We start from the raw sequence: 24,346 nt of genomic DNA on the forward strand, positions 1-24,346 counted from the left end.
GCTCCGAACTGAGCTGTCAAACCCCACGTGCCCCGGGTCCGAGGCTTAGGGTGGCACCGTGACCGCCCCCTCCCTGGTGACCGGCCCGTTGCTGCGTTACGCCGATGCCCATGCGGCGACAGTGTGGGTCGAGACCGACCGGCCAGCACAGGTGACGGTCCTCGGCGCGACGACATCGACCTGGTCGGTTCACGGCCGGCACTTCGCACTCGTCGAGATCAACGGACTCGAGGCGGGCACGACGATTCCCTACGAAGTCCACCTCGATGGTCATCACGTGTGGCCGCTCGACGATTCCGCGTATCCCCCGAGCGTCATCCGAACGCTGTCCCCGACCCGTCCGTTCCAGCTCGCGTTCGGTTCGTGTCGACGGGCAGCGCCGCTCGATTCGGCGGCGACCCGAGCGTTTGGCGCCGACGCCCTCGTCGCGCTCACAAACCGGATCGCCGGCCAGCCGGTCGACACGTGGCCGGATGCGCTGCTTCTCGCGGGTGACCAGATTTACGCCGACAAGCCATCGGCAAACCTCGGCACTGACAATGCCTCGACGTTCGATGACTATGCCCATCTGTACGCCGAGGCATGGCTGCCTGGGCCGATTCGATGGTTGCTGTCGACAGTGCCGACCTGCATGATCCTCGACGACCATGACCTGCGGGACGACTGGAACACCTCGCTCGCCTGGCGGGACGTCGTGACTCAGTCGCCGGATTGGACCGGACTTGTCCAGGGCGCGTTCGGTTCGTACTTCGTCTACCAGCATCTCGGTAATCTCTCGCCACACCAACTGGCTCAGAACGCCACCTATCGCGCACTGCGGGACGCCCCCGACGACGCGGAGCGAGCACAGATCCTCGACGACTTCGCCTGGCAGTCGGATGCGACGCCAGACAGCGCACGGTGGAGCTTCTACCGTGACTTCGGCGTCGACGGTGCTCGGATCCGCCTGCTCGTGGTCGACGCCCGATGCTCCCGGCAACTCACTCCTTCGGACCGCCGAATCGTCGACGCAACCGAAGCCGACTGGTTGAAGGGCGTGCTGAACGACGCCGCCACACAGCACCTGCTCGTTGCCAGTACGCTCCCCGTCTTTCTATTTCACGGCATCCACGACCTCGAAGGCTGGAACGAAGCGGTGACGGCCGGTGCCTGGGGCACTCGCTGGATGGCCCGGGGTGAAAAGATCCGGCAGGCCGTCGACCTTGAACATTGGGCGGCATTCCGCGCCTCGTTCACCGAACTCACCGAAGTGCTGCGCGCAGTCATCGGTCGCGCACACCCGCCACGCTCCGTGCTCTTTCTTTCCGGCGACGTGCACTGCTCCTATACGGCGCGGGTGACGCTGACGGACTTACCGCATGCCCCGACAGTGGTTCATCAGCTGACGATGTCGCCATTCCGCAATCCGCTCGAGGTGCACATTCGGATCGCCAATCTCCTGCTGGAAACGCGTGGCGTGCGGTGGCTCACGCGGCGCCTCGCCCGCGCGGCCGGGGTGTCCGCGGACTCGGTCGACTGGACCGTCGAAAACGGCCCCTGGTTCGACAACGGGGTCATGACCATCACGATCGAGGGCGACCACGTACGGGTCGTCGTCGACCATGCGTTCGCCGAATCCGGAACGCATCAGCTCGTCGAAACCACGACTATCGATCTGACTGGGCCGCCTACCGGCCGGAGACCAGCGGTTGCCCGTCGGCAACGCCGACGCCATCGGCGCCTGCGGAGGAAGGTCTAGCGCGCCGTCAGAATCCGCGGACCGTCGTCGGTCACCGCAACGGTGTGCTCCCAATGCGCGGCCCGACTGCCGTCCGCGGTGATGACGGTCCAGCCGTCGTCGAGCACGATCGTCTCGTCGGTGCCGAGAGTGAGCATGGGTTCGATGGCCAGCGTCGACCCGACGACCAGATGCGGTCCGTCCCCGGGCCGGCCATCGTTCGCAAGGTACGGCTTCATGTGCATTTCCCGACCGATGCCGTGCCCGCCGTAGCCGTCGACGATCCCGTAAGCCCGACCGTGCTGAGCCGATACTGCTCGCGTGGCCTGACCGATTGCATACGAGACGTCGGTCAGTCGGTTGCCCGGAAGCATCGCGGCGATGCCCGCGTCGAGCGACAGACGCGTCGCCTCGCTCAGGCCTTCGTCCGCGGCGGTCAGCGCGCCGACGCCGAATGTCCACGCGGAGTCGCCGTGCCAGCCCTCGAGAATCGCGCCACAGTCGATCGACACGAGGTCACCTTCGGCAAGGATGTCCTTCGCCGACGGAATCCCGTGGACGACGCGATCGTTCACGGACGAACAGATCGTGCCGGTGAAACCGTGGTAGCCCTTGAAAGACGGGACCGCCCCCGCCGAACGGATGACCTCTTCGGCGATCGCGTCGAGTTCGAGGGTCGAGACCCCGGGCTTGGCGGCCTCGCGGGTCGCGATGAGCGCAGCCGCCACGATCGCCCCCGCCGCAGCCATGGCGTCAAGTTCGCCAGCCGAACGAAACGGGACGACCTTGCGCCTACGTCTGATCCTCATCGAGGTGGACTAAGCGTCCAGGGCAGCACGCGCGCGAGCGTTGACGTCGCCGATCGAGCCCATGGCGTCGACCGTGACAATGCTGCCCGCGTAGTGACCGAGCAGCGGCTCGGTCTCGGCGTGGTAGACCCGGAGCCGGTTGCGGATGACGTCCTCGGTGTCGTCGGTGCGACCACGCGAGAGCATGCGGCGAACCACAGCCTCTTCGTCGACGACGAACGACAGCACCTTGTCGATCTTGGTGCCGAGCTCACGCAGAATCTCCTCGAGCGCATTAGCCTGCTCGACCGTGCGCGGGAAGCCATCGAGGAAGAATCCGATGGCCGTGTCCGGCTCGTTGACGCGCTCCTTGACCATGCGGTTGGTCAGGTCGCTGGGAACGAGCTCGCCCTTGTCGAGGTAGCCCTTTGCTTCGACTCCCAGAGGGGTGCCCTGGCCGATGTGCGCCCGGAAGAGGTCGCCGGTCGAGATGTGCGGGACGCCGTAGTGTTCAGCCAAAAGCGTCGCCTGCGTACCCTTACCAGCACCGGGCGGGCCGAGGAGCACCACTCTCATTTGAGGAATCCTTCGTAGTTGCGTTGCATCAGCTGGCTCTCGATCTGCTTGATCGTGTCGAGACCCACGCTGACGATGATGAGCACAGCGGTTCCACCAAATGGCAGGTTGCTCTGTCCGCCGCCGCCCATATTAAGGAAAAGGAACGGTAGCACTGCGACGACACCCAGGTAAATCGAGCCTGGCAGGGTGATGCGGCTCAAAACGAAGTTCAAGTAGTCGGCGGTCGGCCGTCCGGGGCGGATACCTGGGATGAATCCGCCGTAGCGCTTCATGTCGTCCGCTCGTTCCTCCGGGTTGAAGGTGATCGCGACGTAGAAGTAGGTGAAGAAGATGATCAGCGCGAAGTAGATGCCGATGTACACCGGGTTCGCTGGGTTGACCAGGTAGGTGTTGATCGCCTTCTGCCACCAGCTCGGGTCGGCCGCCGAAGCGGCACCGGTCAGCTGCTGGATCAGGTTCGGCAGGTACAGCAGCGACGAGGCGAAGATGACCGGGATGACGCCGGCCTGGTTCACCTTGATCGGCAAGTAGGTCGACGAACCGCCGTACATCCGGCGTCCGACCATGCGCTTGGCGTACTGAACCGGAATCCGGCGCTGACCCTGCTCGATGAAGATAACCGTGATCAGCACGAGGAGGGCGGCGACACACACGATCGCGAAGATCGCGCCGCCGCGGCTCTCGAGGATCGCGCGGCCTTCCGCCGGGATACGCGAAGCGATACCGGCGAAGATGAGCAGCGACATGCCGTTTCCGACGCCGCGCTCGGTCATGATCTCGCCGAACCACATGATGAGCGCCGCACCCGACGTCATGACGAGAACGATGATGATCATTCCGAAGACGCTGGTGTCCGCGAGGATCGGGAGCGTGCAGCCCTGAAGCAGCTGGCCACGTGCCGCGAGCGCGACCAGACCCGTCGCCTGGAGCACGGCAAGCGCGATCGACAGGTAGCGCGTGTACTGCGTCAGCTTGGCCTGACCGGCGGAACCTTCCTTGTTCAGCTCCTCGAATCGCGGAATGACCACGCGCAGAAGCTGAATGATGATCGACGCCGTGATGTACGGCATGATTCCGATCGCGAAGACCGACAGGTGCAGCAGCGCACCACCGGAGAACAGGTTGATGAGCTGGTAGATACCGGCGTTGTCGCCACCGGAGACCAGCGCGATGCACTGCTCGACGTTTTTGTAGTCGACACCCGGCGACGGCAGTGCAGCACCGACACGATAGAGCGCAATGACGCCCAGGGTCAGCAGGATCTTGCGCCGCAAGTCGGGGGTCCGGAAGGACGACACGAAGGCGGAAAGCACAAATCCTCCTGGTTGCTTAACAAAGACGTCACCCAAATATGGGCAACTCTTGCACTCTAACAGTGACGGAACGTGCGGTACTCATAGCCCACGCGAGTAAGCGCCTCGGGCGGCATCGCCACGGACGCCGATCGGGATCAAGTAGGCATCGCGATCGCGGTCCGAGCGCACCGATTCTGGCGGAGTATTGATCGTGAGGTGACGTGATGACAGTCGAATACTCCGAGCAGCAAACACTTTCGCCGTGGATCAAAATCCTCGTCGTCGTTCCCGTCGTGACCTTTCTGTCGATCACGGTGATGGCGCTTATCAACAAACAGTGGGCCGCTGCAGTCGTGATCGGCGCGGCCGTTCTCGTCCTCGCCGGTCTCGCGGCCGTACAGATCTCGCTTCGCCTGACCACCACCGTCGACGAAAGCGCAGTTCGACTGCGCATCAGACCCGCCGGATTGAGCTTTCTGCCGCGCCGTATGACGACGAAGGATGTGCCACTCTCGTCGATCGCCAGCCGGCGAATCCAGACCTACAACTCGTTGACCGACCGCGAGTTCTGGGGCTGGAAGGTGTGGGGGCTGTCGCATGGACGCCGCGGACGGATCCTCTACGGCATGCGCCCGGAGGGCCTGTTCAAGGTGACCGGGGTACGAATCGAAACCACGGCGGGAGAAGTGCTGCTGATCGGCACGGCAGATCCCGACGCGCTCCTGGCCGCACTCGAACGCCGCCACTGACCTGTCAACGCCAAAGTGGCCCTCTCGGCATACGCCGAGAGGGCCACTGAGGTCGGTCTACTTAGGCCGTCGTCGTTTCGGTGACGGTTCCACCAGCGGCGACGATCTTTTCCTTCGCCGAGCCGGAGAACTTGTCTGCGGTGACCTGAACGGCCACCGAGATCTCGCCCTCACCGAGGACCTTGACGAGCTCGTTCTTGCGCACGGCACCAGCCGCGACAAGCTCAGCGACACCGATTGCTCCACCTTCGGGGAACAAACGGGCCAGATCGCCGACATTGACGACCTGGAACTCGATACGGAACGGGTTCTTGAAGCCCTTCAGCTTCGGCAGACGCATGTGGAGCGGCATCTGGCCACCCTCGAATCGTGCCGGAACCTGGTAGCGGGCCTTCGTACCCTTGGTACCGCGACCAGCGGTCTTACCCTTGGAACCCTCACCACGACCGACGCGAGTCTTGTCGGTCTTGGAACCGGGCGCCGGGCGCAGGTGGTGCAACTTGATGGTCATTTCTATACTTCCTCAACCACGACCAGGTGACGCACCGCGTTGATCAACCCACGGTTCTGCGGGTTGTCATCACGGACGACTTCCTGACGGATGCCCTTCAGACCAAGCGTGCGCAGGCTTTCCTTCTGCTTGTGCTTGGCACCGATCGAGCTCTTGACCTGGGTAACCTTCAGCTGAGTCATCAGTGAGCCCCCAACGCTGCCGCTCGCGCCCGCAGCATGGCTGCCGGAGCGACGTCCTCGACCGGGAGACCACGACGAGCCGCGACCTCTTCCGGACGCTGCAGCATCTTCAGCGCAGCCACCGTCGCGTGAACGACGTTGATCGCGTTGTCGCTGCCGAGCGACTTGGCCAGGATGTCGTGGATGCCCGCGCACTCGAGCACGGCACGAGCCGCACCACCGGCGATAACACCGGTACCCGGCGAAGCCGGACGAAGCATGACCACACCAGCGGCCGCCTCACCCTGAACCGGGTGGGTGATCGTGTGACCGATCATCGGGACGCGGAAGTAGCTCTTGCGAGCCTCTTCGACACCCTTCTGAATGGCCGCCGGAACTTCCTTCGCCTTGCCGTAGCCGACGCCGACGAGTCCGTTGCCGTCACCAACGATGACGAGGGCGGTGAAGCTGAAGCGACGACCACCCTTGACGACCTTGGAGACGCGGTTGATCGCTACAACGCGCTCGAGCTGGTTCTTGTCGGTCTGAGCGGCACCACGGCCGCCATCGCGACGATCACGGCCGCCGCCACGGCCTTCGCGGCCACCTGCGGCGCCGTCCTGGCTCTGACCACTCTGTCCGGCGGGTCCGCTTCCGCCGTGTTGACGCTGACGTCCCGGCATCAGACGTTCCTTCCGTTCATTGCGTTCACCATTAGAACTTCAACCCGCCTTCACGTGCAGCGTCAGCGAGGGCAGCGATACGACCGTGGTAGTCGTGGCCACCGCGGTCGAAGACCACAGCCTCGATACCAGCAGCCTTGGCACGCTCGGCGAGCAGAGCGCCCACCTTGGCGCCACGGGCGCTCTTGTCACCCTCGACGGCACGGACGTCGGCCTCGATGGTCGAAGCCGCGGCGATCGTCGTACCCGTGAGGTCGTTGACGATCTGTGCGTGCAGGTGACGCGACGAGCGGTTCACGACCAGACGCGGACGAGCCGCGGTGCCCGAGACCTTCTTACGCAGACGCAGGTGACGCTTGATGCGTCCAGCGCGACGCGCGGTCGAGACGTCAGTACCGAGAAGCTTGTCGTTGGTCTCGTTGACCGGAGCCGACTTCTTCCGCTTGATGATGAACTTGCTCTTACGGGTCGCCTTGACGGCACCCGGCTGGGCAGCAACCTTCTTAGCCATTACTTCTTACCCGTCTTTCCGACCTTGCGGCGGACGACCTCGCCGGCGTAGCGGATGCCCTTGCCCTTGTACGGGTCAGGCTTGCGCAGGCCGTGGATGACCGCAGCGATCTGGCCAACCTTCTGCTTGTCGATGCCAGCGATCGAGAACTTGGTCGGCGACTCGACGGCGAACGAGATGCCTTCCGGCGCCTCGATCGGCACCGGGTGGCTGTAGCCGAGAGCGAACTCGAGGTTCTGTCCCTTGAGCTGGACGCGGTAACCGACGCCGAAGATCTCCATCTTCTTGGTGTAACCAGTGGTCACACCTTCGATCATGTTGGCGATCAGCGTGCGGCTGAGTCCGTGCAGCGAGCGGCTCACGCGCTCGTCGTTCGGACGGGTCACCTTGACCTCGCCGTCTTCCAGAGCAATCTGGATCGGCTCGGCAACGGTGAGGGCGAGAGTGCCCTTGGGTCCCTTGACCTCGACGTCCTGGCCAACGATGTTGACCGTGACGCCGGCGGGAACCTTAACTGGAAGCTTTCCAATACGCGACATGTGTCCGACCCCTTACCAGACGTAGGCGAGAACTTCTCCGCCTACACCCTGCTGCTTGGCCTGACGGTCGGTGAGCAGGCCGGTCGACGTGGAGATGATGGCCACGCCGAGGCCGCCCAGAACCTTGGGCAAGTTGGTGGACTTTGCGTACACGCGCAGACCCGGCTTCGAGACACGACGCAGGCCGGCAAGGCTGCGCTCACGGCTCGGGCCGTACTTGAGGTTCACCACGAGGGTCTTGCCCACGCGGGCGTCCTCGGTGGTGAAGTCTGCGATGTAACCCTCGCGCTTGAGGATATCGGCGATGTTCGCCTTGATCTTGGAGTGCGGAAGACGCACTTCGTCGTGGTACGCCGAGTTGGCGTTACGCAGACGTGTGAGGAAGTCTGCGATCGGATCGGTCATGGTCATAGGTAGACCTGGTTTACCTTTCTCGCGTGGTTCCCATGCAACACCAGCTTTTTCAAGCTGATCGTGGGCCTGCAGCGGGCGTATGGTGTCCCCAGCGAACTCACTGACGCTGGGATCGAAGCCTGATCTCCGCGCGCCGAAGGCACGACAGAACACAGGCAACCGGTCCAGTGTAGGAACTTCGCGGGTCAGAAGCCAAATCGGCGTTAAAAACCGACCTTTCGAGGGCCCAAACCGACTACTTTCGATCGTCCTTGGGCCAATCCGGCGGCATCTGCGGCGGATTCCGACGCTCGAGGTGGCTGATCGCCCAGACCGCGGCCACCAAAATCAGCAGCGAGACGACCATCAGGATCATGGTCGCGAGGGCGATCATGCCGCCGACTTCATCGCTCGAGGCTCGACCATCGATCAGCCTCTCTGGGGCTCAGCGGCACAAGCAGCGACCACGCGGTCGAACTCCTCGACGAACATGTCGGCAAGGCGGCGGACGGCGTCGGCCTCGAGCGGCTTCGCGGCGACCATCAGCTGAATCACGTCGCCGAACGTCCAAACGATGATCGAGAGCGCGGCAACGCGCGGCGACGGCAGCGGCCCGCCCGCGATCCACGGCTGACCGGCCAACTGCAGGTCCAGGTCAGAGCGGAAAGACATCGACGAGACGAACACATCTGCGCGCGGATGACGCGGCAGCTTCCGGATGCTTCGACGCTGAAGGAGGTACGGCATGCCGGCCGCGGTCTTCGTCACCTCTGCTGTGTCCGCGCTCGCCAGGTCGGCTCGGCTCTTGCGCAGTTCGTCTCGAATCTTCGCGAGGCGATCGATCTGACCGCCTTCGGCCGTGTCGACCGGGATCTGCGCCAGAAGTACGTTGTTGGCCCCCATGTCGTCCTCGAACGGAACGAGGACGGGGACGCTGACCGAAATCTCCGCAGATTGCCCCGCGTCCGCATGGAACCGGGCCAGCGCCTGGCTGATCGCCGCGATCCATAGCTCGGTGACGCGGAACTCGCCCTTCGGCGGAACCGGGATCTGACGGGTCTCGAGTACCTGTCGAGGACCATCACCCCAGAAGTCGGCGGCCCACCACTGCGGGCGAACGATTGCCCGGGCCGCGGCGACCTCGCCCTGCCGTACGCGCCGGCGGCGACGACGCGTGCGGACCATCGCAGTCGACATCTGCGCGACCATCCGCGCGGAACGCACCGCAGCACGCCATGGCCGGAACACGACCGCAGCCGAGGGCAGCCCGTCGATGCGCCACCGAAGGAGCCGAGGCGCGAAGAGATACTCGCCGAGCGGACCCGTGCTGCGACCGGACATCAAGGCGTGGCTCATGGTCACGGTGACCACGTCGGCGAGCGGGCCCAGCCCGGTCACGTTTCGGTACACGCGCATGCGCAACGGCGCGACAGCCAGATCCAGCGGATCGTCGAGAAGGTCGACGATCCGCATTCTCACCTCGTCCCAGGACAGACCGGTCTCCGGCGACACCGAAATGAGCGGTCCGACCTCGTCGATGCCGTAGACCCAGTACGGGTTGTCGAGATGGCGCGGTGTCCGGCACAGGCGCCGGTTCAGCACCGGCGAGGCTTCCACACGCTGCTGTAGCTGATCGACAATGGCCGCATCGGAGACCTCAGCGGACGATTCGAACGCGAACCAGAGAACGAAGTCGGTGGGAAAGCCACGCTCGGCCCACTCGATGCAGCTTGTGTCGAAGAATCCCAATTGGGCTTCACGCATCACGTCCGGAATGCTACCGCCGCTCGGCGATCTGACCATGGTCGCGTGATGGGCCTCACCGACCCACGACCCAGGTACAGGCTGTCCCAGACAGACCTCTTCGAGTGCTGGGAAAGCAGCGCTGAACTGGCACTTACCGCTTCGGCGTGGCGGCCGCGAGGGCCACGAACTCCTCCGCAAGGAGTTTTGTGTACCGCCGAAGATCCTCAACATCGCGGGGACTGGCCGACACCGTCACGGTCATCTGGTCCCCGGCGGTCCACACCGAATGCACGAGAGCTCCGAGGAATTTCGACGTGATCGTGCCGGCTACCTGGAACTCCCGGTCCCCCATCTGCCACGTGCTCTGCGGCGAGAACCGCATGGACGTCAGCACGGCGTCCGGCAGCGAGTACTGCCCCACGCTCGTCATCGCCTGCAGGAGCGCGTAGTGCGGAATGCGGGCGCCACCGGCGGCGCGCCGCGCACCTTCATCGCCCATCACCGAGGCCGCACGAGACTTGAGCTGGTCCCGCACCCGCGCGAGTTGCTCGGTCTCGGAGCCCTCGGTATCAACGTCGATCAGCGCTGTGATCACGTTGTTCGCGCCCATCTTGTCTTCGAACGGAACGAGTACCGGGACGTTGACCTGAAGCTTGCCGAATGCCGGATCGTCGTGAAACCGGATGAGGGCGCGCGGAATCGCGTTCACCCACATTTGGGTCACGGTGAACGCCGTTCCCCGGGGAATCGGCACGGTGACCGCATCGATGCGGCGCGGGCCCTGCGACCAGTAGTCGCGACCGATCCACGGTTCCGGTGTCTCCGCCGGCGGCTTTGCACCGCCGCGAACGGCACCGGTGACAACATTGAGGATGCCCTCCGCGGTCTGACGGACGGCCCGGACAGACCGGACCACCGCCCACACGGGATTGAACTTCGAGGTCGCCGTCGGCAATCCAGGGATGGTGAGTTCGTGGAGTTCGGGCGACCAGAAGTACTCACCCAGCGGACCCGTCGCTGATCCAGCGAAGATCGTGTGGCTCATGTACTTCGCGACCACCACACACGGCCGGTCGGTTCCGGTGACGCCGTCGACCCGCGGGAAGATCCGGAACGCCCAGGGCACCACCGTGAGATCGAGGGGTTCGTCGAGGATCGCGAGCATCTCGTCGACACATTCAGACCATGCGACGGCCTGCGGATGGACGCTGAAGGCCGCGTCGACGTTCTCGACACCGCGCACCCAATATGGATAGTCGAGCTTGCCGGGGACATGACGGAGCCGCCGGTTGAGCACGTCGGAAGCCTGGATGCGGGTCTTCAGGTGGTCGATGATCTCCTCGACCGTAGTCGACCCGTCGGCATCGAACGCCCACCACAGGATGTAGTCGGTGGGACGCCCGCGGGTGCCCCACTCGGCACAACTCGCGTCGAACATTCCAAGCTGGGCTTCGCGCACGAGAAACAACCCCTCACTACCGGCTGGCTTGCAGGCTATCAGTCAGACCGAACGCCGCCTGTCGTCGAACGCAGGACGGATCAAGATCATCGGTTGGCTTTCGGCGTCGCCAGAACAAGCGATTCGAACTCCTCAACGAGAAACCCGAGGTACCGCTCGGCGCCATCCGGGTCGCGAGGCCACGCGGCGACGGCAATCGTCATGCTGTCGCCGGCAGTCCAGACCGCGTGGACCAGTGTGCCGATGTTCTTGGCGGGAACGAAACCGGCACGTACCAACGGCCGCCCGTCAGCGGTCCAGGGAGCCTTCGGCGTGTATCGCATCGACGAGAGCACCGTGTCACCCGTCTGCAGGCGTGCGTTCGAGTTCATGGCCATCCGCTGCGCGTAACGGGGAATGCGTTTGCCAACGGACGCCATGGCCAGTCCCACCTCGCCCATGTGTACACCGATCTGTGCACGCATCTCGTCGCGAACCCAGTCGAGCTGCTTCTCGGTCGATCCCTCGGGCGTCACGGGCAACACGACGAACATCAGATTGTTTGTGCCCATGAGCGACTCGTAGGGCACCGCAACCGGCATGCTCACGGTGACCACGCCGTGCGCGTCGTCGTCGTGGAATCGCGCGAGTGCGCGCGGGATCGAAGCCGCCCAGAGCTGCGTCACCGTGTAGGACGAGCCCTTGGGAACGTCGACCGCGACCGTCGCGATCTGGCGCCGCTCCCCCTGGCTCCAGTAGTCCCCACCCAGCCATTCCACTCGTTCGATCGCGGCGGGCGCGGGCTCCTTCGCGGTCAGCAGATGCCAGATGCTCGCCGCGGTCTGCCGGACGGCACGAATCGATCGAGCCAGCGCCCAGACCGTCGTGTAATTCCGCGTCGCCTCCGGCAATCCCGGGATCGTGAGTTCGGAACCCGCTGGTCCCCAAAGATATTCGCCGAGCGGTCCAGTCGCCTGTCCGGCAAAGATGGTGTGACTCGCGGTCATCGCGACGACCAGGCACGGCCCGTCCGCGCCGATGACGTCGTCCACGCGTGGGAACACCCGGAACGAGAAGGGCACGACGGTGACATCAATCGGCTCCACGACGAGCTCAAGCATGCGGTCCGTGCATTCCGACCAGGACATTCGAGCGCACGGTTCGACGTCCAACGCGGCGTCGATATCGGCGACCCCGTGCACCCAGTACGGGTAGTCCAGGTGCCCAGGCACGTGCTGCAGCCGGCGGTTGAGCACGTCGGAGGCAATGATGCGGCTCTTGAGGTGCTCGATCACTCCCGCGGCATCGACATCACCATCGGGGCGGAAGGCCCACCAGAGGACGAAGTCGGTCGACATCCCGCGGTCGGCCCATTCGACGTAAGTCGTATCGAACATGCCGAGCTGAGCCTTGCGCATGCTGTCGCCCCTAATCGCCGTCACAGCCGGTTTTCGATCAGTTGGTGAAAAACAAAAATGCGGTCCCCGAAGGGACCGCATCGTTGCAAATCGCAGGCTACCAGCTGCTCTTGTGCACACCCGGGAGCTCACCGCGGTGAGCCATCTCGCGCAAGCAGATACGGCACAGGCCGAACTTGCGGAACACCGCGTGGGGACGGCCGCAGCGCTGGCAGCGGGTGTAACCCCGAACCGCGAACTTCGGCTTCTTGTTTGCCTTGTTGACCAGAGCGGTTTTAGCCATGATCACGCCTCCTTGAAGGGGAAGCCGAGCTGCTTCAGCAGTGCACGGCCTTCAACGTTGCTCTTCGCGGTGGTGACGATGGTGATATCCATACCGCGCGGACGGTCGATCTTGTCAACGTCGATCTCGTGGAACATCGACTGCTCCGAGAGACCGAAGGTGTAGTTACCGTTGCCGTCGAACTGCTTCGGGTTGAGGCCACGGAAGTCACGGATACGCGGGAGCGAGACCGACAGCAGACGGTCGAGGAACTCCCACATACGGTCACCACGGAGGGTGACGCGAGCACCGATCGGCATGCCTTCACGGAGCTTGAACTGCGCGATCGACTTGCGAGCGCGACGGATCTCCGGCTTCTGGCCGGTGATCAGGGCGAGGTCGTTGACCGCGCCGTTGATGAGCTTGGCGTCACGGGCAGCGTCACCGACACCCATGTTGACGACGACCTTCACGACGCCCGGGATGAGCATGACGTTCGGGTAGTTGAACTCAGCCTGCAGAGCGTCCTTGATCTCCGCGCGGTAGCGGGTCTTCAGACGCGGCTGAACCTTTTCAATGCTGGTCATGTCAGATGTCCTTCCCGTTACGACGGGAGATACGGACTTTCTTGCCGTTCTCGTCGATGCGGTAGCCAACGCGCGTCGGCTGGCCGTCGGAGTCGACGACCGCAACGTTGGAAGCGTCGATCGGAGCTTCCTGGGTCACGATGCCGCCCGACGAAGCGCCACGCTGGTTCGCCGAGTTGGCGACGTGCTTCTTGATGCGGTTGACGCCCTCGACGAGGACACGGCCTTCCGCCGGGTAGGCCTGGATGACCTTGCCCTTGGCGCCCTTGTCCGGACCCGAGATGACGAGAACAGTGTCTCCCTTGTGGACCTTCATGGTTAGAGCACCTCCGGAGCGAGCGAGATGATCTTCATGAACTGCTTGTCGCGCAGCTCGCGGCCAACGGGCCCGAAGATACGGGTTCCACGCGGGGTCTTGTCTGGCTTGATGATGACGGCGGCGTTCTCGTCGAACTTGATGTACGAGCCGTCCGGACGACGGCGCTCCTTGACGGTGCGCACGACGACTGCCTTGACGACGTCGCCCTTCTTGACCGTTCCGCCGGGGATGGCGTCCTTCACCGTTGCAACGATGATGTCGCCGATTCCCGCGTAACGCCGGGACGAGCCACCGAGAACACGGATGCAAAGGATTTCCTTCGCACCAGTGTTGTCAGCAACCCGAAGCCGGGATTCCTGCTGAATCAACTTGTCTCCTTGACCTGGACTTTTCGCCTGCACGGATTACCGACCCGAGCAGGCATGGTCGGTTGCCATCTGGGCGCACACATACCGCTGAGAAATGCTCCCAACGGTGGTTTGTGGCCAGACTGTGAACCATTGGCCCACCGGCAACCACACGAGTCTAGCGAACCCGCAGGTCAGAAACCAAATCCGGATTCGTGCCCGGTTTGGGGACGGATAGGGCCCAGCCAGCCCTTTAGTAGCATGAGGAAAATCCCTCTGCGTCTGGAGAATCATGCCGAACACTGCTGATGCGGTGCTGGTCGAGGATATCCACAAATCATTTGACGACGTGGCCGCACTGCAGGGCGTGAGTTTCAGTGCCAAGCAGGGCAGCATCCTCGCCATTCTCGGGCCGAACGGCGCTGGTAAGACGACCGTCGTCAAGGTGCTCTCCACTCTCCTGACGCCCGACCGCGGCCGGGCATACGTGGCCGGCCACAACGTGGTCACCGAGGCCGCCAAGGTCCGCCGCGCGATCATGATGACGGGCCAGTACGCCGCGCTCGACGTGACCCTTTCCGCACGGGAGAACCTCGAACTGTTCGGTCGCCTGATGGGACTGACCCGCAAGGTCGCCCAGGCACGGGCCGACGAACTGATCGAGGCGTTCGACCTCGGCGAGGCCGGCCGCCGCCGGGTCGTCACCTACTCCGGCGGTATGCGACGGCGTATCGACATCGCCTGTGGGCTGGTCGTCCGCCCCGAGGTCGTGTTCCTCGACGAGCCGACGACCGGGCTGGACCCCCGCAGCCGCCAGAACGTGTGGTCGCTGGTCACCGGCCTCAAGGAGCAGGGCATCACGGTTCTGCTGACGACGCAGTACCTCGAAGAAGCGGACATCCTCAGCGACAACATCATCGTCATCGACCGGGGCACCGTGATCGCTTCGGGCACCGCCGACGAACTCAAAGCGCGAACCGGCGCGAGCTACTGCGAGATCGTTCCGCTGACCCCGGCTCTGGTGCCGAAGGCCATCAAGGCGCTCGGCGACCTCGTCCCGGCGTCCGTGTTGCAGGAGCTGTCACCCGATGCCGACCGGTTCTCGATCCCGGCACCGAAGGCCGGCGCAACGCTGACCGAGTCGCTGCGACTGCTCGATGCAGCGAACGTTCCGATCGCCGACATCGCCCTTCGCCGGCCGTCTCTCGATGACGTGTTCCTGTCGATCACCGGCACACATGCCGGCGGCATCGCATGACCGTCGCCTCGCCGTTGGACGTGTTCAGCACCACGCTGAGCCCGCAACCGAGCACGTGGCGGCAGTACCTGGCACTCACCGAGCGCAACGTCCGAGAAGTGCTGTTCCGCGGCACGTGGATGTACTCGGTGATCGCTCCCGCGATCTTCACGGTCGGCTACTACCTGCCGATGCAGTGGATCATGACGAAGACGAACCCCGGCCTGAACTACGCGCAGTTCATCATGCCGATCATCGTCCTGCAGACCGCATCGTTCACCATGGCGGCGACCGCGCAACAGGCTGCCATGGAACGCCGTGGCGGGTTCACCGAGCGGCTGTACACAATGCCGGTCTCGCGGTTTGCCCCGCTCGGGGCAAACCTGACAGGCGGTCTCCTGCGGTCGTTCATCGCGATGACCGCGGCGATCTTCTACGGCCACCTCATCGGGTTCCGTATGGATGGCTGGGCCGCGTGGGTGACCTTCTACGCCTTCGCGCTGTGCACGAGCCTCGTCTTGTCGTTGGGTGCAGATGTTCTGGGCAGTCTCGCCAGCCATCCCACGGTCGTCGGCCAGGTGCTGACGCTGCCCACGCTCATCTTCGGACTGTTCTCGACCGGCTTCGTACCCGAGTCTGGATTTCCGGTGTGGGCCCGACCGATCGTGCGCAATCAGCCCGTTTCGCAGCTCGCGATCTGCCTGCGGGACCTCTCGCACGGGCACGCGCACTGGGATATCCTCCGCGCCGGAGTCATCTGGATCGGCGTCTTGTTCGTCATCTTCACCCCACTCGCGATCGCCGTAAGGAGCCGCAAGCCGTGACCACCCCACGGACGGCAAGCCAGTCGGCGGCACTGAACTTCCCGGAGCCGACTCCCCTCGCCGAGTCCTCGCCCCAGGCGCTCGTCTCGCAGAGTCTGCTGCAGGCCAAGCGAATCCTGACCGGCTGGAGCCGCAACCGCTCCGCCATCCTTCAAGCGCTGCTGTACCCCGCCGTCATGATGCTGATGTTCCGCATCGTCCTCGGCGGATCGATCGATGCGACCTCGGCGATCACGCAGCAACGCGGAATCTTCGGAACCGTGCCGATGATGTGTCTCGTCGGTGCGATGTCCGGGTCGTCGATCAGCGCGATGGGCATTCAGCGGGACCGCGAGACGGGGCTGCTCGGACGCTTTGCCGCGATGCCGGTCAATCGGACGTCAGACCTCCTGGGCCGACTTCTCGCGGAAGCCGCGCGGTTGATCACCACGGTCGCGCTCATCCTGGCGGTAGGCGTCTTCCTCGGATTCCGTTTCGAGAAGGGGCTGCTCAGCGGGCTCGGCATGCCGCTGGTCGTGCTCGTCTTCGGAATGAGCTTCGTGATGGCGATGACTGCGATCGCGACGGTTATGAAGGGTCCGCAGATCGTCATGCTCGTCATGGTGTGCACGACTCTGCTGATGTTTTTCAACAGTGGGTTCGTTCCGATCATGGCGTACCCGCAGTGGCTTCAACCATTCGTCGCGAACCAGCCCATCTCCTGTGCGATCAATGCGATGCGTGCGCTGACCGACGCTCGGTACCCGGGCACGCTCGCGGAGCCGCTCACCAAGACGCTGCTCTGGTCCGCGGGCTTGCTCGCCCTGTCGATCCGCGGAGCGGTCAAGGGTTACCACCGCGCCGCTGCTGACTAGCCGATGCGTCGCTGCGAACGGCCGCCACTGCCCAAACGGCACGGACTCGAACCGGCCTGTCTGCGACTTCCCGAGTCGAATGAGTGGGCGACGATCCGCGACTTCCTCGTCGACCGGCTCGCGCCCCATGTGACATCGAATCGAGTCGACGAATGGATCGCCGACGGCCGAGTCGTCGATGCCGAAGGGCCGATCGGGCTGGATGCGCCGTACGTTGCGACGAGTCGCGTCTGGTTCCATCGGGACCTTCCGGACGAGACACCGGTGCCATTCGAGGTCGAGGTCATCTACCGGGATGAGTCGATCCTCGTGGCTGACAAACCGCATTTCCTGGCGACGATTCCGCGGGGTAAGCACATTCTCGAAACCGCACTCGTTCGACTTCGCCACCAGTTCGATCTGCCGGACCTCGTCCCTGCGCACCGCCTCGATCGAGCGACCGCCGGGCTCGTTCTGTTCGTCGTCGATCCGACAAAACGCGGCGCCTACCAGGGCTTGTTCGGTGGTCGAACCGTGCGCAAGACCTACGAGGCAATCGCACCCTACCGTCCCGATCTCGAACTCCCCCAGACTGTCCGGACGCGGATTCGCAAGGACCGCGGCACGGTCGTCGCATACGAAGAACCTGGTGAAGCGAACAGCGAATCACTCATCGAGCTGATCGAGGAGCGGAACGGACTCGGGCGCTACCGGCTGAGTCCGCACACGGGCAAGACCCATCAGCTCCGGCTCCATATGAACGGGCTCGGTGTTCCGATCGTCGGCGACGACATCTATCCCGTGCTGCGGGACACCGCGCTCGACGACTACTCGACGCCGATGCAGTTGCTCGCCAAAACGCTCGAATTCGTGGACCCGCTCAGCGGTGAACGGCGTCGATTCGAGTCCCGTCGTCGCCTCTCGTCCTGGCCGCCGCTTCCCTGAAGTCGGTACACAGCTCGGCGCCCGGGATCGTGTGCAGGTAGTCGTGGAAGATCAGACTCAATTTCCGGTTCGCATTGTCGACCAAAAGGACTTCGCGGCCGATCAACAGCCCGAGGACTGCGGCGTGAAGACGGTCCGTCACCACGGTCTTTCCGATTGCGAGTGTGCGCACACCCTGGTCGACGAGGTGTTCTGCAATCGATCGGAAGGCGGCAACCCGCGCGCGCTCGATGAGCCGCGAACGGCGGCCGAGCTTGGTCGCGGCCACGATGAAAACGGCCAACCCCTGGACGGTGATTCGAGTTCGGGGCTCGACGGTCCAATCGGACGTGGCCGCCAGCGGAAACAGGTCTGTGTTCCATTTCTCGACTACAGCCTCTCGGTCCGCACGCTTGAGAACCTTCACGCCCTGCGTCGGCGGCGGGACTCGAACGATCGGTGGCAGTCCGAGAGCGTGATCCGGGGAGAACCGGATCATGTGCGCGCCGAAGATCGCACTGGCCGCGTCGACACCGTCGTGATCGCGAACGAGCACGGTGAGGTCGGGGTGCTGCGAGTAGACCCGGTGGCACTGCTCGAGAGAGCCGGAGTCGCCGACCCACTCCATGGTCTGCGGCAACGAGATGATGCGCCGGTCGGGGAAATCCAGGATTACGCGCTCACGCAGCAATTGGTGGTGGTGATAGCGATCGCCGAAGTTGCCGCCGCCGGCCAGCAAGATCGGCCCGTCTGGGACTGCCCTGCGTAGTGCCCGTGGGTCGTAGGTGCCGCCGTCGGCGACGTATCCGAGCTCCACGTTCAGTTCGTCGAGCAGAGCCATCGACCCGAGCACGATGAGGCTGTCACCGATATTGAGATGCCACGGAAAGCCAATGAGCGCGACCCGTCGCGCGGGACCCAGCGCCCGGGCGAGCGCATCGCGTCCTTCCGACCGCAATTGGCCAAACGCGGCTTCGCGTTGCTGTCGGTGCGCATCGGACACCGCTTCACGCTACGTCACGATCCGACCACACGGACCCGGACAAACCACTCAGATTTCCGGCACCGAAGATCGCGCGCGGCGATACCGTTTCGATCATGACCCCGCGCCGCGCTGCAGCCGCTCTTCTTTCCATCGCGGCCTCGGTCGCACTCAGTTCCGTCGCTGCGCCACCGGCGGGCGGCGCCCCGAACGCCTGCGTCTCGGCCAACGGCCACACCCGCAACTCGGGCACGGCGACGTGTGAAACCTCGGCCGGCTTCAATGTCGCCGTCGCACGGGGTGACAATTCCTCCGCCACCGCAACCGCCGGCAACGGAAACCGTGCCGTGGCCGTCGGTGACAACGCCTCGGCGCAGGCCAGCTACGGAGACGACAACACCGCGATCGCAGTAGGCGACAACACGCACGCGCGGTCGGGCGGTCAGATTGGCATCGACGGCAACGATCGCAACACCGCTATCGCCATCAACGCCAATCCCGCCGGCGGTGCCTCGAACGCGTCCGCGGTGGACGGCGACAACAACAGGGCCAGATCGCTGAACGTCGGGACCGGCAGCGCATCGGCGATCACCTCGAGCAGCTTCAACAGCACTGCAACCGCCATCAACCGGTCGTCGGGTCAAGCAAAGGCTGTCGCCTCCGGAGGAGCCGGAGACTCAGCGACCGCGGTGAGCAACGGCGGTGGTACCACCCAAGCCCGTGCTGAGTTCGGCAGCAACAACCATGCCACTGCGGTCGGCGGCGACCTGGGAACTTCGGTCTTTGCGGGCACCCTCCCCAATTACCCGGACAACAACAACACGGCTAAGTGCAACGTCGATGGCGGAACAGTCACCGCCACGGGTGGATCGACCGGCACCTGCGTGCACTAGGTCGGGCGAACGTCGTTCAAACGACGGAATCGTTCGACTTTCAATGTCGGACCGGCCCTGGCGGGGTAGGTTGCGAAACGGTCAACACGCCACCGCCGGCTCTATTTTGCCGTGGTCAAAAGCCCGCGAATTGACATCCAAGTAAGCCCTATTCGGTCGATGTCTACATTCTTTGAATGACATTAACTTCGCGCAGAATGCGCCGCCGGAGGATTTGTCCTGCGAACGCTATAGGCACGTCACTCAACCAAATGACACAGCAAATAATTCGACCTTGAATCACCGTTTCGGTCTTTATGTTTTGCACAGGGCACGCCTCACATATTCAGTGACGAATTCAGGCTGGATGAGACGGACCCGCAGAAGCATAAGCACTATCTCAGGAATTCGCATGAACCGAAGCACCCTCGGCCGCACCCTCTTCGCCGCCGCAGCCACCAGCACACTCCTGGCCCTCGCCGCGCCACACGCAGACGCCGCGCCCAATCCGAACGCCTGCATTTCCGTCAACGGGCATACCAAGAACTACGGCACCGCCAGCTGCAGCACCACGAGCGGCGCGAACGTCGCGGTCGCTCGCGGCGACAACGCCACAGCAGTCGCGGGAGACGGCCAGCGCAACCGTGCGGCTGCATACGGCAACGACAGCACGGCAACTGCGACGGGCGGCAACAACAACAGCGCCCTCGCCAAGGGCAACAACACCTCGGCTTATGCCGGTCGCACCATCGGGAGCACTAGCACGGGAAACAACAACAACCGTGCCGTCGCGATCAACAAGAACGCGACCAGCGGTGGCGCCCTCGCGGGCGGGGTCGAAGGCAGCAACAACAGCGCGAGCGCGGTGAACACCGGGACCGGTTTCACCGGGTCCGTCGCGGGCGCGGGCGACAACAACAAAGCCACAGCCACCGGAAGTGGCGCTGGCGACGGTACGCAGTCGGGTACCGGCGTGACCATCGCGGGGGCGGCTTATGGCAACAACAACACAGCTACCGCGTCCGGTAACGGAACGGGCACCACGACCGCACTGGCAATCGGCGGAGACAACAACAGCGCACAGGCGTCCGGCGGGGATTTGGGCACGGAAGCCATTGCCGGCAACCCAATGGGCACTCCCCCCGACGACAACAACACCGCGACGTGCAACGTCGACGGCGGCTCCGCAGTAGCGACCGGTGGCGACACCGTCACCTGCTGAGAATACGAAAGAGTGTTGACTGTCCATCCATTTCGGGCGGACAGTCAACACTCCATCTCTGCATTTCACTATCTGCACCCGAAATTGCCAATTGCGCACCGGCCAGTGCGCAATTTGGGGTGCGTTCGTAATTTCAACGTGCGCTTGTACACCATGCAGTCAACGGAATCCTGAAGCAAATGGCATCATGCTATTTGTGCTGACGAGATTTCTTCCTTGGAACGCGAGCGCCAAATCACACGTGGGCCCCACCGACGGACCCAGCCGGTACGTCTTTGTCGTCACCTATGGCCGTTCCGGATCAACGCTCTTGCAGAGTTTGATGAACCGCCTACCCGGAGTGTGCATTCGGGGCGAGAACAACAATGTTTCGGAACACATGGCGCGCGCGTGGGACAGTGCCCGACTCCAGGAGTTCCCGCACCTGCGACACAAGTTAGTATCCAGGCCCGCACACGATCCATGGCATGGCGCGGAACTCATCGACGCGAACCGGATCGGGCGCGAACTTGCCGAGGTCCTCACCAATCAGGTCATCGCCCCGCCCAAGGGAACCGAAGTCGCCGGGTTCAAGGAGGTCCGATGGCACTCCGAACCGGATTTCCTCTCCACGCACCTGGACTTCCTGAAGTCGTTCTTCCCTGATGTGCAGTTCTTGATCAACACGAGAAGTCACCAGGCGGTGTCCCAGTCGGGCTGGTGGCGGAACATGAATCCGCAGTTCGTTCGCGAGAAGTTGGAGTCCGCAGAGGCCTCGTTCGCCGCCTACGAGGCAGCCCATCCGGACATCTGCTGGCGCGTGCATTACGACGACTATGTCGACGATCCTGCAGGGCTCAAACCAGTCTTTGACGCTGTCGGTCGACCGTTTGACCTTGAGGCCTGTCAGAACACGCTGAGCAAGCAGCTCAATCACATGAAGTGAACAGCCGCGGCTCCGATCCCACAAACGACGAAGGCCGCCGTCCGGAACGAATTCCGGACGGCGGCCTTCTGCAAGAGTGCGGCTTACTTGGCCTTCTCGAGCACGTTGACCAGACGCCAGCGCTTGGTGGCCGACATCGGACGGGTCTCCATCAGCTCGACGCGGTCGCCGATACCGGCGATGCCGTTCTCGTCGTGCGCCTTCACCTTGGTGGTGCGACGGATGATCTTGCCGTAGAGCGGGTGCTTGACCCGGTCCTCGAGCTCGACCACGATCGTCTTCTGCATCTTGTCGGAGACGACGTAGCCGATCCGAACCTTGCGGGATCCGCGAACCTCAGTCACATTCTTTCCTTCATCACTCATGCGACGTCACCGTCCGGTGCAACCAGACCGAGCTCGCGCTCGCGCATCACGGTGTAGATCCGCGCGATGCCGTGGCGCACAACGCGCAGACGGCGGTTGTTGTCGAGCTGACCGGTCGCCATCTGGAAGCGAAGGTTGAAAAGCTCTTCCTTCGACTCCTTGAGGCGTGCGGTGAGCTCGTCGTTCGAGAGCTCGCGCAGCTCACCGGCGGAAGTAGTGCTCGTTGCCATTAGAACTGCTCCTCTCGAGTCACGATGCGGCACTTGCACGGCAGCTTGTGGATCGCACGGCGCATGGCCTCGCGAGCGGTCTCCTCGTTCGGGAAGGACAGCTCGAAGAGCACGCGGCCGGGCTTGACGTTGGCGACCCACCACTCCGGCGAACCCTTACCGGAACCCATTCGGGTTTCGGCAGGCTTCTTGGTCAGCGGGCGGTCCGGGTAGATGTTGATCCAGACCTTTCCACCACGCTTGATGTGACGAGTCATGGCGATACGCGCCGACTCGATCTGTCGGTTGGTGATGTAAGCCGGCTCCAGAGCCTGGATGCCGTAGTCACCGAACGTGACCTGGGTACCGCCCTTGGCGGCACCCGTACGGTCCGGGTGGTGCTGCTTACGGTGCTTGACCCTACGGGGCATAAGCATGGCTAGCTCTCCTGACTTTCAGTCGCGGGAGCCTCATCCACCGAACGGCCAGCTTCAGTACTGGTCGCAGTGGTGCCCTGGGCACCCGAGCGACGTGGGCGGGTCGGACGCTCGCGACGCTCACGACGGTCGCCACCGGCCGGCGCAGCGGCTGCAGCGAGCTCGCGGCGACCGCCGACGATGTCACCCTTGTAGATCCAGACCTTCACGCCGATACGGCCGAAGGTGGTCTTGGCCTCGTAGGTGCCGTAGTCGATGTCGGCGCGGAGCGTGTGCAGGGGCACACGGCCCTCGCGGTAGAACTCCTTGCGCGACATTTCCGCACCGCCGAGGCGGCCCGAGCACTGGACTCGGATGCCCTTGACGTTCGGCTGACGCATGGCCGACTGGATGGCCTTACGCATCGCACGACGGAACGCCACACGGTTCGAGAGCTGCTCAGCAACACCCTGGGCCACGAGCTGAGCCTCAGCCTCAGCGTTCTTGACCTCGATGATGTTCAGCTGAACCTGCTTCTTGGTCAGCTTCTCCAGCGAGCCACGGATCTTCTCGGCCTCCGCACCGCGGCGGCCGATGACGATGCCCGGACGTGCAGTGTGGATGTCGACGCGAACGCGGTCACGCGTGCGCTCGATCTCGACCTTCGCGATACCCGCGCGCTCCATGCCCTGGGCGAGGAGCTTGCGGATCGCGACGTCTTCCTTCACGTATTCCGCGTACTGCTTGTCCGCGTACCAACGCGACTTCCAGTCAGTGGTGATACCGAGGCGGAAGCCGTGCGGGTGAATTTTCTGGCCCACTAGCGAGCCCCTCCCTTACGCCCACGACCGGTGTTTCCGGCCTTCGGAATGCTGGTGACCTCGATGGTGATGTGGCTGGTGCGCTTGCGGATGCGGAATGCACGACCCTGAGCACGCGGCTGGAACCGCTTCAGGGTGGTGCCCTCATCTGCGTACGCCGTCGTGATCACCAGGGTGCGCGGGTCGGCACCGAGGTTGTTCTCAGCGTTGGCAGCTGCCGAGGCGACGACCTTGTAGACCGGCTCCGAAGCTGCCTGCGGGGCGAACTTCAGGATGGCCAGGGCGTCCTCGACGGACTTGCCGCGAACCAGGTCGATAACCCGGCGAGCCTTCATCGGGGTGACGCGGACATGCTTGGCAGTCGCGCGCGCCTTCAACAGTTCTTCAGTCATCGACGCTTGCTCTTCCGGTCATCCTTGATGTGGCCCTTGAACGTACGCGTCGGCGCAAACTCACCGAGCTTGTGTCCGACCATCGCGTCCGAGACGAACACCGGCACGTGCTTGCGACCGTCGTGGACGGCGAAAGTGTGACCGATGAAGTCCGGAAGGATCGTCGAGCGACGCGACCAGGTCTTGATGACCTGCTTGGTGCCCTTTTCGTTCTGAACATCCACCTTCGCGAGGAGGTGGTCGTCGACGAACGGGCCCTTCTTAAGGCTGCGTGGCATTTC

Annotated in this window: 33 protein-coding genes; 9 read left to right on the plus strand and 24 right to left on the minus strand. The window is 63.9% G+C overall.

Going from position 1 to position 24,346, the window contains the following annotated elements:
• Window positions 1–58 precede the first annotated feature (58 nt).
• Window positions 59–1,738, plus strand: coding sequence for an alkaline phosphatase D family protein (locus tag F600_RS29845; protein ID WP_211220113.1), 1,680 nt, complete (start codon window positions 59–61; stop codon window positions 1,736–1,738).
• Here the strand turns inward: F600_RS29845 and map are convergent.
• From map to secY, 3 genes are read right to left on the minus strand one after another with little or no spacing between them, the layout of a single operon-like run.
• The gene (gene map / locus F600_RS0125480) at window positions 1,735–2,526 is read right to left on the minus strand and encodes a type I methionyl aminopeptidase (RefSeq protein ID WP_026306953.1); all 792 of its coding nucleotides are present in this window, start codon (window positions 2,524–2,526) and stop codon (window positions 1,735–1,737) included. The two genes, F600_RS29845 and map, sit on opposite strands and share 4 nt — an antisense overlap.
• Before the next feature lie 9 nt (window positions 2,527–2,535).
• Window positions 2,536–3,081 carry an adenylate kinase gene (locus tag F600_RS0125485; RefSeq protein WP_026306954.1) on the minus strand — a complete coding sequence of 182 codons (546 nt, stop codon included), beginning with the start codon at window positions 3,079–3,081 and terminating at the stop codon, window positions 2,536–2,538.
• Window positions 3,078–4,397, minus strand: coding sequence for a preprotein translocase subunit SecY (secY, locus tag F600_RS0125490; RefSeq protein ID WP_018163507.1), 1,320 nt, complete (start codon window positions 4,395–4,397; stop codon window positions 3,078–3,080). The genes F600_RS0125485 and secY overlap by 4 nt, the downstream gene beginning before the upstream one ends.
• 206 nt (window positions 4,398–4,603) lie before the next feature.
• Between secY and F600_RS0125495 the strand changes: the two genes are divergently transcribed.
• A complete protein-coding gene (locus tag F600_RS0125495; RefSeq protein WP_018163508.1) occupies window positions 4,604–5,128 on the plus strand; it encodes a hypothetical protein in 525 nt (174 codons plus the stop codon).
• Between the two features lie 61 nt (window positions 5,129–5,189).
• Here the strand turns inward: F600_RS0125495 and rplO are convergent, their stop codons facing one another.
• From rplO to rplN, 14 genes are all read right to left on the minus strand, one after another.
• Window positions 5,190–5,639: a 50S ribosomal protein L15 gene (rplO, locus tag F600_RS0125500; RefSeq protein ID WP_018163509.1), complete on the minus strand. Its 450-nt coding sequence runs from the start codon at window positions 5,637–5,639 to the stop codon at window positions 5,190–5,192.
• A 2-nt stretch (window positions 5,640–5,641) separates the two neighbouring features.
• Window positions 5,642–5,821: a 50S ribosomal protein L30 gene (gene rpmD / locus F600_RS0125505; RefSeq protein ID WP_018163510.1), complete on the minus strand. Its 180-nt coding sequence runs from the start codon at window positions 5,819–5,821 to the stop codon at window positions 5,642–5,644.
• Entirely contained in the window at window positions 5,821–6,483 is a 663-nt protein-coding gene (rpsE, locus tag F600_RS0125510; RefSeq protein WP_018163511.1) for a 30S ribosomal protein S5, read from the minus strand. Before rpsE ends, rpmD begins: the two co-directional genes overlap by 1 nt.
• A gap of 31 nt (window positions 6,484–6,514) precedes the next feature.
• The gene (gene rplR, locus F600_RS0125515) at window positions 6,515–6,994 is read right to left on the minus strand and encodes a 50S ribosomal protein L18 (protein WP_018163512.1); all 480 of its coding nucleotides are present in this window, start codon (window positions 6,992–6,994) and stop codon (window positions 6,515–6,517) included.
• Window positions 6,994–7,533: a 50S ribosomal protein L6 gene (gene rplF, locus F600_RS0125520; protein WP_018163513.1), complete on the minus strand. Its 540-nt coding sequence runs from the start codon at window positions 7,531–7,533 to the stop codon at window positions 6,994–6,996. Before rplF ends, rplR begins: the two co-directional genes overlap by 1 nt.
• A 12-nt stretch (window positions 7,534–7,545) precedes the next feature.
• Window positions 7,546–7,944 carry a 30S ribosomal protein S8 gene (rpsH, locus tag F600_RS0125525; RefSeq protein WP_018163514.1) on the minus strand — a complete coding sequence of 133 codons (399 nt, stop codon included), beginning with the start codon at window positions 7,942–7,944 and terminating at the stop codon, window positions 7,546–7,548.
• Window positions 7,945–8,182: 238 nt separating this feature from the next.
• Complete coding sequence (locus F600_RS31815) at window positions 8,183–8,320, minus strand: hypothetical protein (protein ID WP_018163515.1); 138 nt, start codon at window positions 8,318–8,320, stop codon at window positions 8,183–8,185.
• Between the two features lie 35 nt (window positions 8,321–8,355).
• Window positions 8,356–9,693, minus strand: coding sequence for a WS/DGAT domain-containing protein (locus F600_RS0125535; protein ID WP_162141481.1), 1,338 nt, complete (start codon window positions 9,691–9,693; stop codon window positions 8,356–8,358).
• A gap of 130 nt (window positions 9,694–9,823) precedes the next feature.
• A complete protein-coding gene (locus F600_RS0125540) occupies window positions 9,824–11,131 on the minus strand; it encodes a hypothetical protein (RefSeq protein ID WP_156024828.1) in 1,308 nt (435 codons plus the stop codon).
• A gap of 86 nt (window positions 11,132–11,217) precedes the next feature.
• Entirely contained in the window at window positions 11,218–12,528 is a 1,311-nt protein-coding gene (locus F600_RS0125545) for a hypothetical protein (RefSeq protein WP_018163518.1), read from the minus strand.
• Window positions 12,529–12,625: 97 nt separating this feature from the next.
• Window positions 12,626–12,811: a type Z 30S ribosomal protein S14 gene (locus tag F600_RS0125550; RefSeq protein WP_026306956.1), complete on the minus strand. Its 186-nt coding sequence runs from the start codon at window positions 12,809–12,811 to the stop codon at window positions 12,626–12,628.
• A gap of 2 nt (window positions 12,812–12,813) precedes the next feature.
• Window positions 12,814–13,377, minus strand: coding sequence for a 50S ribosomal protein L5 (rplE, locus tag F600_RS0125555; protein ID WP_018163520.1), 564 nt, complete (start codon window positions 13,375–13,377; stop codon window positions 12,814–12,816).
• A 1-nt stretch (window position 13,378) separates the two neighbouring features.
• Window positions 13,379–13,693 (minus strand): 50S ribosomal protein L24, encoded by a 315-nt coding sequence (rplX, locus tag F600_RS0125560; protein ID WP_018163521.1) that lies wholly within the window; start codon window positions 13,691–13,693, stop codon window positions 13,379–13,381.
• A gap of 2 nt (window positions 13,694–13,695) precedes the next feature.
• Entirely contained in the window at window positions 13,696–14,064 is a 369-nt protein-coding gene (gene rplN, locus F600_RS0125565) for a 50S ribosomal protein L14 (protein ID WP_026306957.1), read from the minus strand.
• 271 nt (window positions 14,065–14,335) lie between these two features.
• On the opposite strand from rplN, the gene F600_RS0125570 reads away from it, so the two are divergent.
• Genes F600_RS0125570 through F600_RS0125585 form a run of 4 tightly spaced genes read left to right on the plus strand, consistent with a single transcriptional unit; the run spans window position 14,336 to window position 17,882 of the window.
• The gene (locus F600_RS0125570; RefSeq protein WP_018163523.1) at window positions 14,336–15,301 is read left to right on the plus strand and encodes a daunorubicin resistance protein DrrA family ABC transporter ATP-binding protein; all 966 of its coding nucleotides are present in this window, start codon (window positions 14,336–14,338) and stop codon (window positions 15,299–15,301) included.
• Window positions 15,298–16,104 carry an ABC transporter permease gene (locus F600_RS32510; protein ID WP_018163524.1) on the plus strand — a complete coding sequence of 269 codons (807 nt, stop codon included), beginning with the start codon at window positions 15,298–15,300 and terminating at the stop codon, window positions 16,102–16,104. Before F600_RS0125570 ends, F600_RS32510 begins: the two co-directional genes overlap by 4 nt.
• Window positions 16,101–16,958 (plus strand): ABC transporter permease, encoded by an 858-nt coding sequence (locus F600_RS32515; RefSeq protein ID WP_018163525.1) that lies wholly within the window; start codon window positions 16,101–16,103, stop codon window positions 16,956–16,958. The genes F600_RS32510 and F600_RS32515 overlap by 4 nt, the downstream gene beginning before the upstream one ends.
• A 3-nt stretch (window positions 16,959–16,961) precedes the next feature.
• Window positions 16,962–17,882 carry a pseudouridine synthase gene (locus tag F600_RS0125585; RefSeq protein WP_018163526.1) on the plus strand — a complete coding sequence of 307 codons (921 nt, stop codon included), beginning with the start codon at window positions 16,962–16,964 and terminating at the stop codon, window positions 17,880–17,882.
• Here F600_RS0125585 and F600_RS29850 read toward each other — a convergent pair.
• Complete coding sequence (locus F600_RS29850; RefSeq protein WP_018163527.1) at window positions 17,818–18,864, minus strand: polysaccharide pyruvyl transferase family protein; 1,047 nt, start codon at window positions 18,862–18,864, stop codon at window positions 17,818–17,820. The two genes, F600_RS0125585 and F600_RS29850, sit on opposite strands and share 65 nt — an antisense overlap.
• Window positions 18,865–18,959: 95 nt before the next feature.
• Between F600_RS29850 and F600_RS0125595 the strand changes: the two genes are divergently transcribed.
• The 3 genes from F600_RS0125595 (at window position 18,960) to F600_RS0125605 (ending at window position 21,862) form a co-directional block, all read left to right on the plus strand.
• The gene (locus tag F600_RS0125595; RefSeq protein ID WP_018163528.1) at window positions 18,960–19,736 is read left to right on the plus strand and encodes a hypothetical protein; all 777 of its coding nucleotides are present in this window, start codon (window positions 18,960–18,962) and stop codon (window positions 19,734–19,736) included.
• 391 nt (window positions 19,737–20,127) lie between these two features.
• Window positions 20,128–20,937 carry a hypothetical protein gene (locus F600_RS0125600; RefSeq protein WP_018163529.1) on the plus strand — a complete coding sequence of 270 codons (810 nt, stop codon included), beginning with the start codon at window positions 20,128–20,130 and terminating at the stop codon, window positions 20,935–20,937.
• A 187-nt stretch (window positions 20,938–21,124) separates the two neighbouring features.
• Complete coding sequence (locus F600_RS0125605; protein WP_081629029.1) at window positions 21,125–21,862, plus strand: sulfotransferase; 738 nt, start codon at window positions 21,125–21,127, stop codon at window positions 21,860–21,862.
• A gap of 83 nt (window positions 21,863–21,945) precedes the next feature.
• Here the strand turns inward: F600_RS0125605 and rpsQ are convergent, their stop codons facing one another.
• Genes rpsQ through rpsS form a run of 6 tightly spaced genes read right to left on the minus strand, consistent with a single transcriptional unit; the run spans window position 21,946 to window position 24,343 of the window.
• A complete protein-coding gene (gene rpsQ / locus F600_RS0125610; protein WP_018163531.1) occupies window positions 21,946–22,227 on the minus strand; it encodes a 30S ribosomal protein S17 in 282 nt (93 codons plus the stop codon).
• Window positions 22,224–22,457: a 50S ribosomal protein L29 gene (gene rpmC, locus F600_RS0125615; RefSeq protein ID WP_018163532.1), complete on the minus strand. Its 234-nt coding sequence runs from the start codon at window positions 22,455–22,457 to the stop codon at window positions 22,224–22,226. Before rpmC ends, rpsQ begins: the two co-directional genes overlap by 4 nt.
• Complete coding sequence (gene rplP / locus F600_RS0125620) at window positions 22,457–22,873, minus strand: 50S ribosomal protein L16 (RefSeq protein WP_018163533.1); 417 nt, start codon at window positions 22,871–22,873, stop codon at window positions 22,457–22,459. Before rplP ends, rpmC begins: the two co-directional genes overlap by 1 nt.
• 2 nt (window positions 22,874–22,875) lie before the next feature.
• Window positions 22,876–23,673 (minus strand): 30S ribosomal protein S3, encoded by a 798-nt coding sequence (gene rpsC / locus F600_RS0125625; RefSeq protein ID WP_018163534.1) that lies wholly within the window; start codon window positions 23,671–23,673, stop codon window positions 22,876–22,878.
• Window positions 23,673–24,065, minus strand: coding sequence for a 50S ribosomal protein L22 (gene rplV, locus F600_RS0125630; RefSeq protein ID WP_018163535.1), 393 nt, complete (start codon window positions 24,063–24,065; stop codon window positions 23,673–23,675). The genes rpsC and rplV overlap by 1 nt, the downstream gene beginning before the upstream one ends.
• Window positions 24,062–24,343, minus strand: coding sequence for a 30S ribosomal protein S19 (gene rpsS / locus F600_RS0125635; RefSeq protein WP_018163536.1), 282 nt, complete (start codon window positions 24,341–24,343; stop codon window positions 24,062–24,064). Before rpsS ends, rplV begins: the two co-directional genes overlap by 4 nt.
• Window positions 24,344–24,346 lie beyond the last annotated feature (3 nt).

This window comes from Smaragdicoccus niigatensis DSM 44881 = NBRC 103563, assembly GCF_000380645.1.
Taxonomy (GTDB): Bacteria; Actinomycetota; Actinomycetes; order Mycobacteriales; family Mycobacteriaceae; genus Smaragdicoccus; species Smaragdicoccus niigatensis.

What these genes read in the sequence shown, in the direction of transcription:
- F600_RS0125595 (WP_018163528.1), top strand. Translation starts at nt 18,960, where the DNA reads ATGACCCCGCGCCGCGCTGCAGCCGCTCTTCTTTCCATCGCGGCCTCG.
- F600_RS32510 (WP_018163524.1), top strand. Translation starts at nt 15,298, where the DNA reads ATGACCGTCGCCTCGCCGTTGGACGTGTTCAGCACCACGCTGAGCCCG.
- F600_RS0125600 (WP_018163529.1), top strand. Translation starts at nt 20,128, where the DNA reads ATGAACCGAAGCACCCTCGGCCGCACCCTCTTCGCCGCCGCAGCCACC.
- F600_RS0125545 (WP_018163518.1), bottom strand. Translation starts at nt 12,528, where the DNA reads ATGCGCAAGGCTCAGCTCGGCATGTTCGATACGACTTACGTCGAATGG.
- rpsQ (WP_018163531.1), bottom strand. Translation starts at nt 22,227, where the DNA reads ATGAGTGATGAAGGAAAGAATGTGACTGAGGTTCGCGGATCCCGCAAG.
- rplX (WP_018163521.1), bottom strand. Translation starts at nt 13,693, where the DNA reads ATGAAGGTCCACAAGGGAGACACTGTTCTCGTCATCTCGGGTCCGGAC.
- map (WP_026306953.1), bottom strand. Translation starts at nt 2,526, where the DNA reads ATGAGGATCAGACGTAGGCGCAAGGTCGTCCCGTTTCGTTCGGCTGGC.
- rplO (WP_018163509.1), bottom strand. Translation starts at nt 5,639, where the DNA reads ATGACCATCAAGTTGCACCACCTGCGCCCGGCGCCCGGTTCCAAGACC.
- rpsH (WP_018163514.1), bottom strand. Translation starts at nt 7,944, where the DNA reads ATGACCATGACCGATCCGATCGCAGACTTCCTCACACGTCTGCGTAAC.
- rpsE (WP_018163511.1), bottom strand. Translation starts at nt 6,483, where the DNA reads ATGCCGGGACGTCAGCGTCAACACGGCGGAAGCGGACCCGCCGGACAG.
- rplV (WP_018163535.1), bottom strand. Translation starts at nt 24,065, where the DNA reads ATGACTGAAGAACTGTTGAAGGCGCGCGCGACTGCCAAGCATGTCCGC.
- F600_RS0125485 (WP_026306954.1), bottom strand. Translation starts at nt 3,081, where the DNA reads ATGAGAGTGGTGCTCCTCGGCCCGCCCGGTGCTGGTAAGGGTACGCAG.
- F600_RS0125570 (WP_018163523.1), top strand. Translation starts at nt 14,336, where the DNA reads ATGCCGAACACTGCTGATGCGGTGCTGGTCGAGGATATCCACAAATCA.
- rpsS (WP_018163536.1), bottom strand. Translation starts at nt 24,343, where the DNA reads ATGCCACGCAGCCTTAAGAAGGGCCCGTTCGTCGACGACCACCTCCTC.
- F600_RS0125550 (WP_026306956.1), bottom strand. Translation starts at nt 12,811, where the DNA reads ATGGCTAAAACCGCTCTGGTCAACAAGGCAAACAAGAAGCCGAAGTTC.
- F600_RS31815 (WP_018163515.1), bottom strand. Translation starts at nt 8,320, where the DNA reads ATGATCGCCCTCGCGACCATGATCCTGATGGTCGTCTCGCTGCTGATT.
- F600_RS0125605 (WP_081629029.1), top strand. Translation starts at nt 21,125, where the DNA reads ATGCTATTTGTGCTGACGAGATTTCTTCCTTGGAACGCGAGCGCCAAA.
- rplF (WP_018163513.1), bottom strand. Translation starts at nt 7,533, where the DNA reads ATGTCGCGTATTGGAAAGCTTCCAGTTAAGGTTCCCGCCGGCGTCACG.
- rplR (WP_018163512.1), bottom strand. Translation starts at nt 6,994, where the DNA reads ATGGCTAAGAAGGTTGCTGCCCAGCCGGGTGCCGTCAAGGCGACCCGT.
- F600_RS0125495 (WP_018163508.1), top strand. Translation starts at nt 4,604, where the DNA reads ATGACAGTCGAATACTCCGAGCAGCAAACACTTTCGCCGTGGATCAAA.
- F600_RS0125585 (WP_018163526.1), top strand. Translation starts at nt 16,962, where the DNA reads ATGCGTCGCTGCGAACGGCCGCCACTGCCCAAACGGCACGGACTCGAA.
- rpmC (WP_018163532.1), bottom strand. Translation starts at nt 22,457, where the DNA reads ATGGCAACGAGCACTACTTCCGCCGGTGAGCTGCGCGAGCTCTCGAAC.
- rpmD (WP_018163510.1), bottom strand. Translation starts at nt 5,821, where the DNA reads ATGACTCAGCTGAAGGTTACCCAGGTCAAGAGCTCGATCGGTGCCAAG.
- rplE (WP_018163520.1), bottom strand. Translation starts at nt 13,377, where the DNA reads ATGACCAGCATTGAAAAGGTTCAGCCGCGTCTGAAGACCCGCTACCGC.
- rplP (WP_018163533.1), bottom strand. Translation starts at nt 22,873, where the DNA reads ATGCTTATGCCCCGTAGGGTCAAGCACCGTAAGCAGCACCACCCGGAC.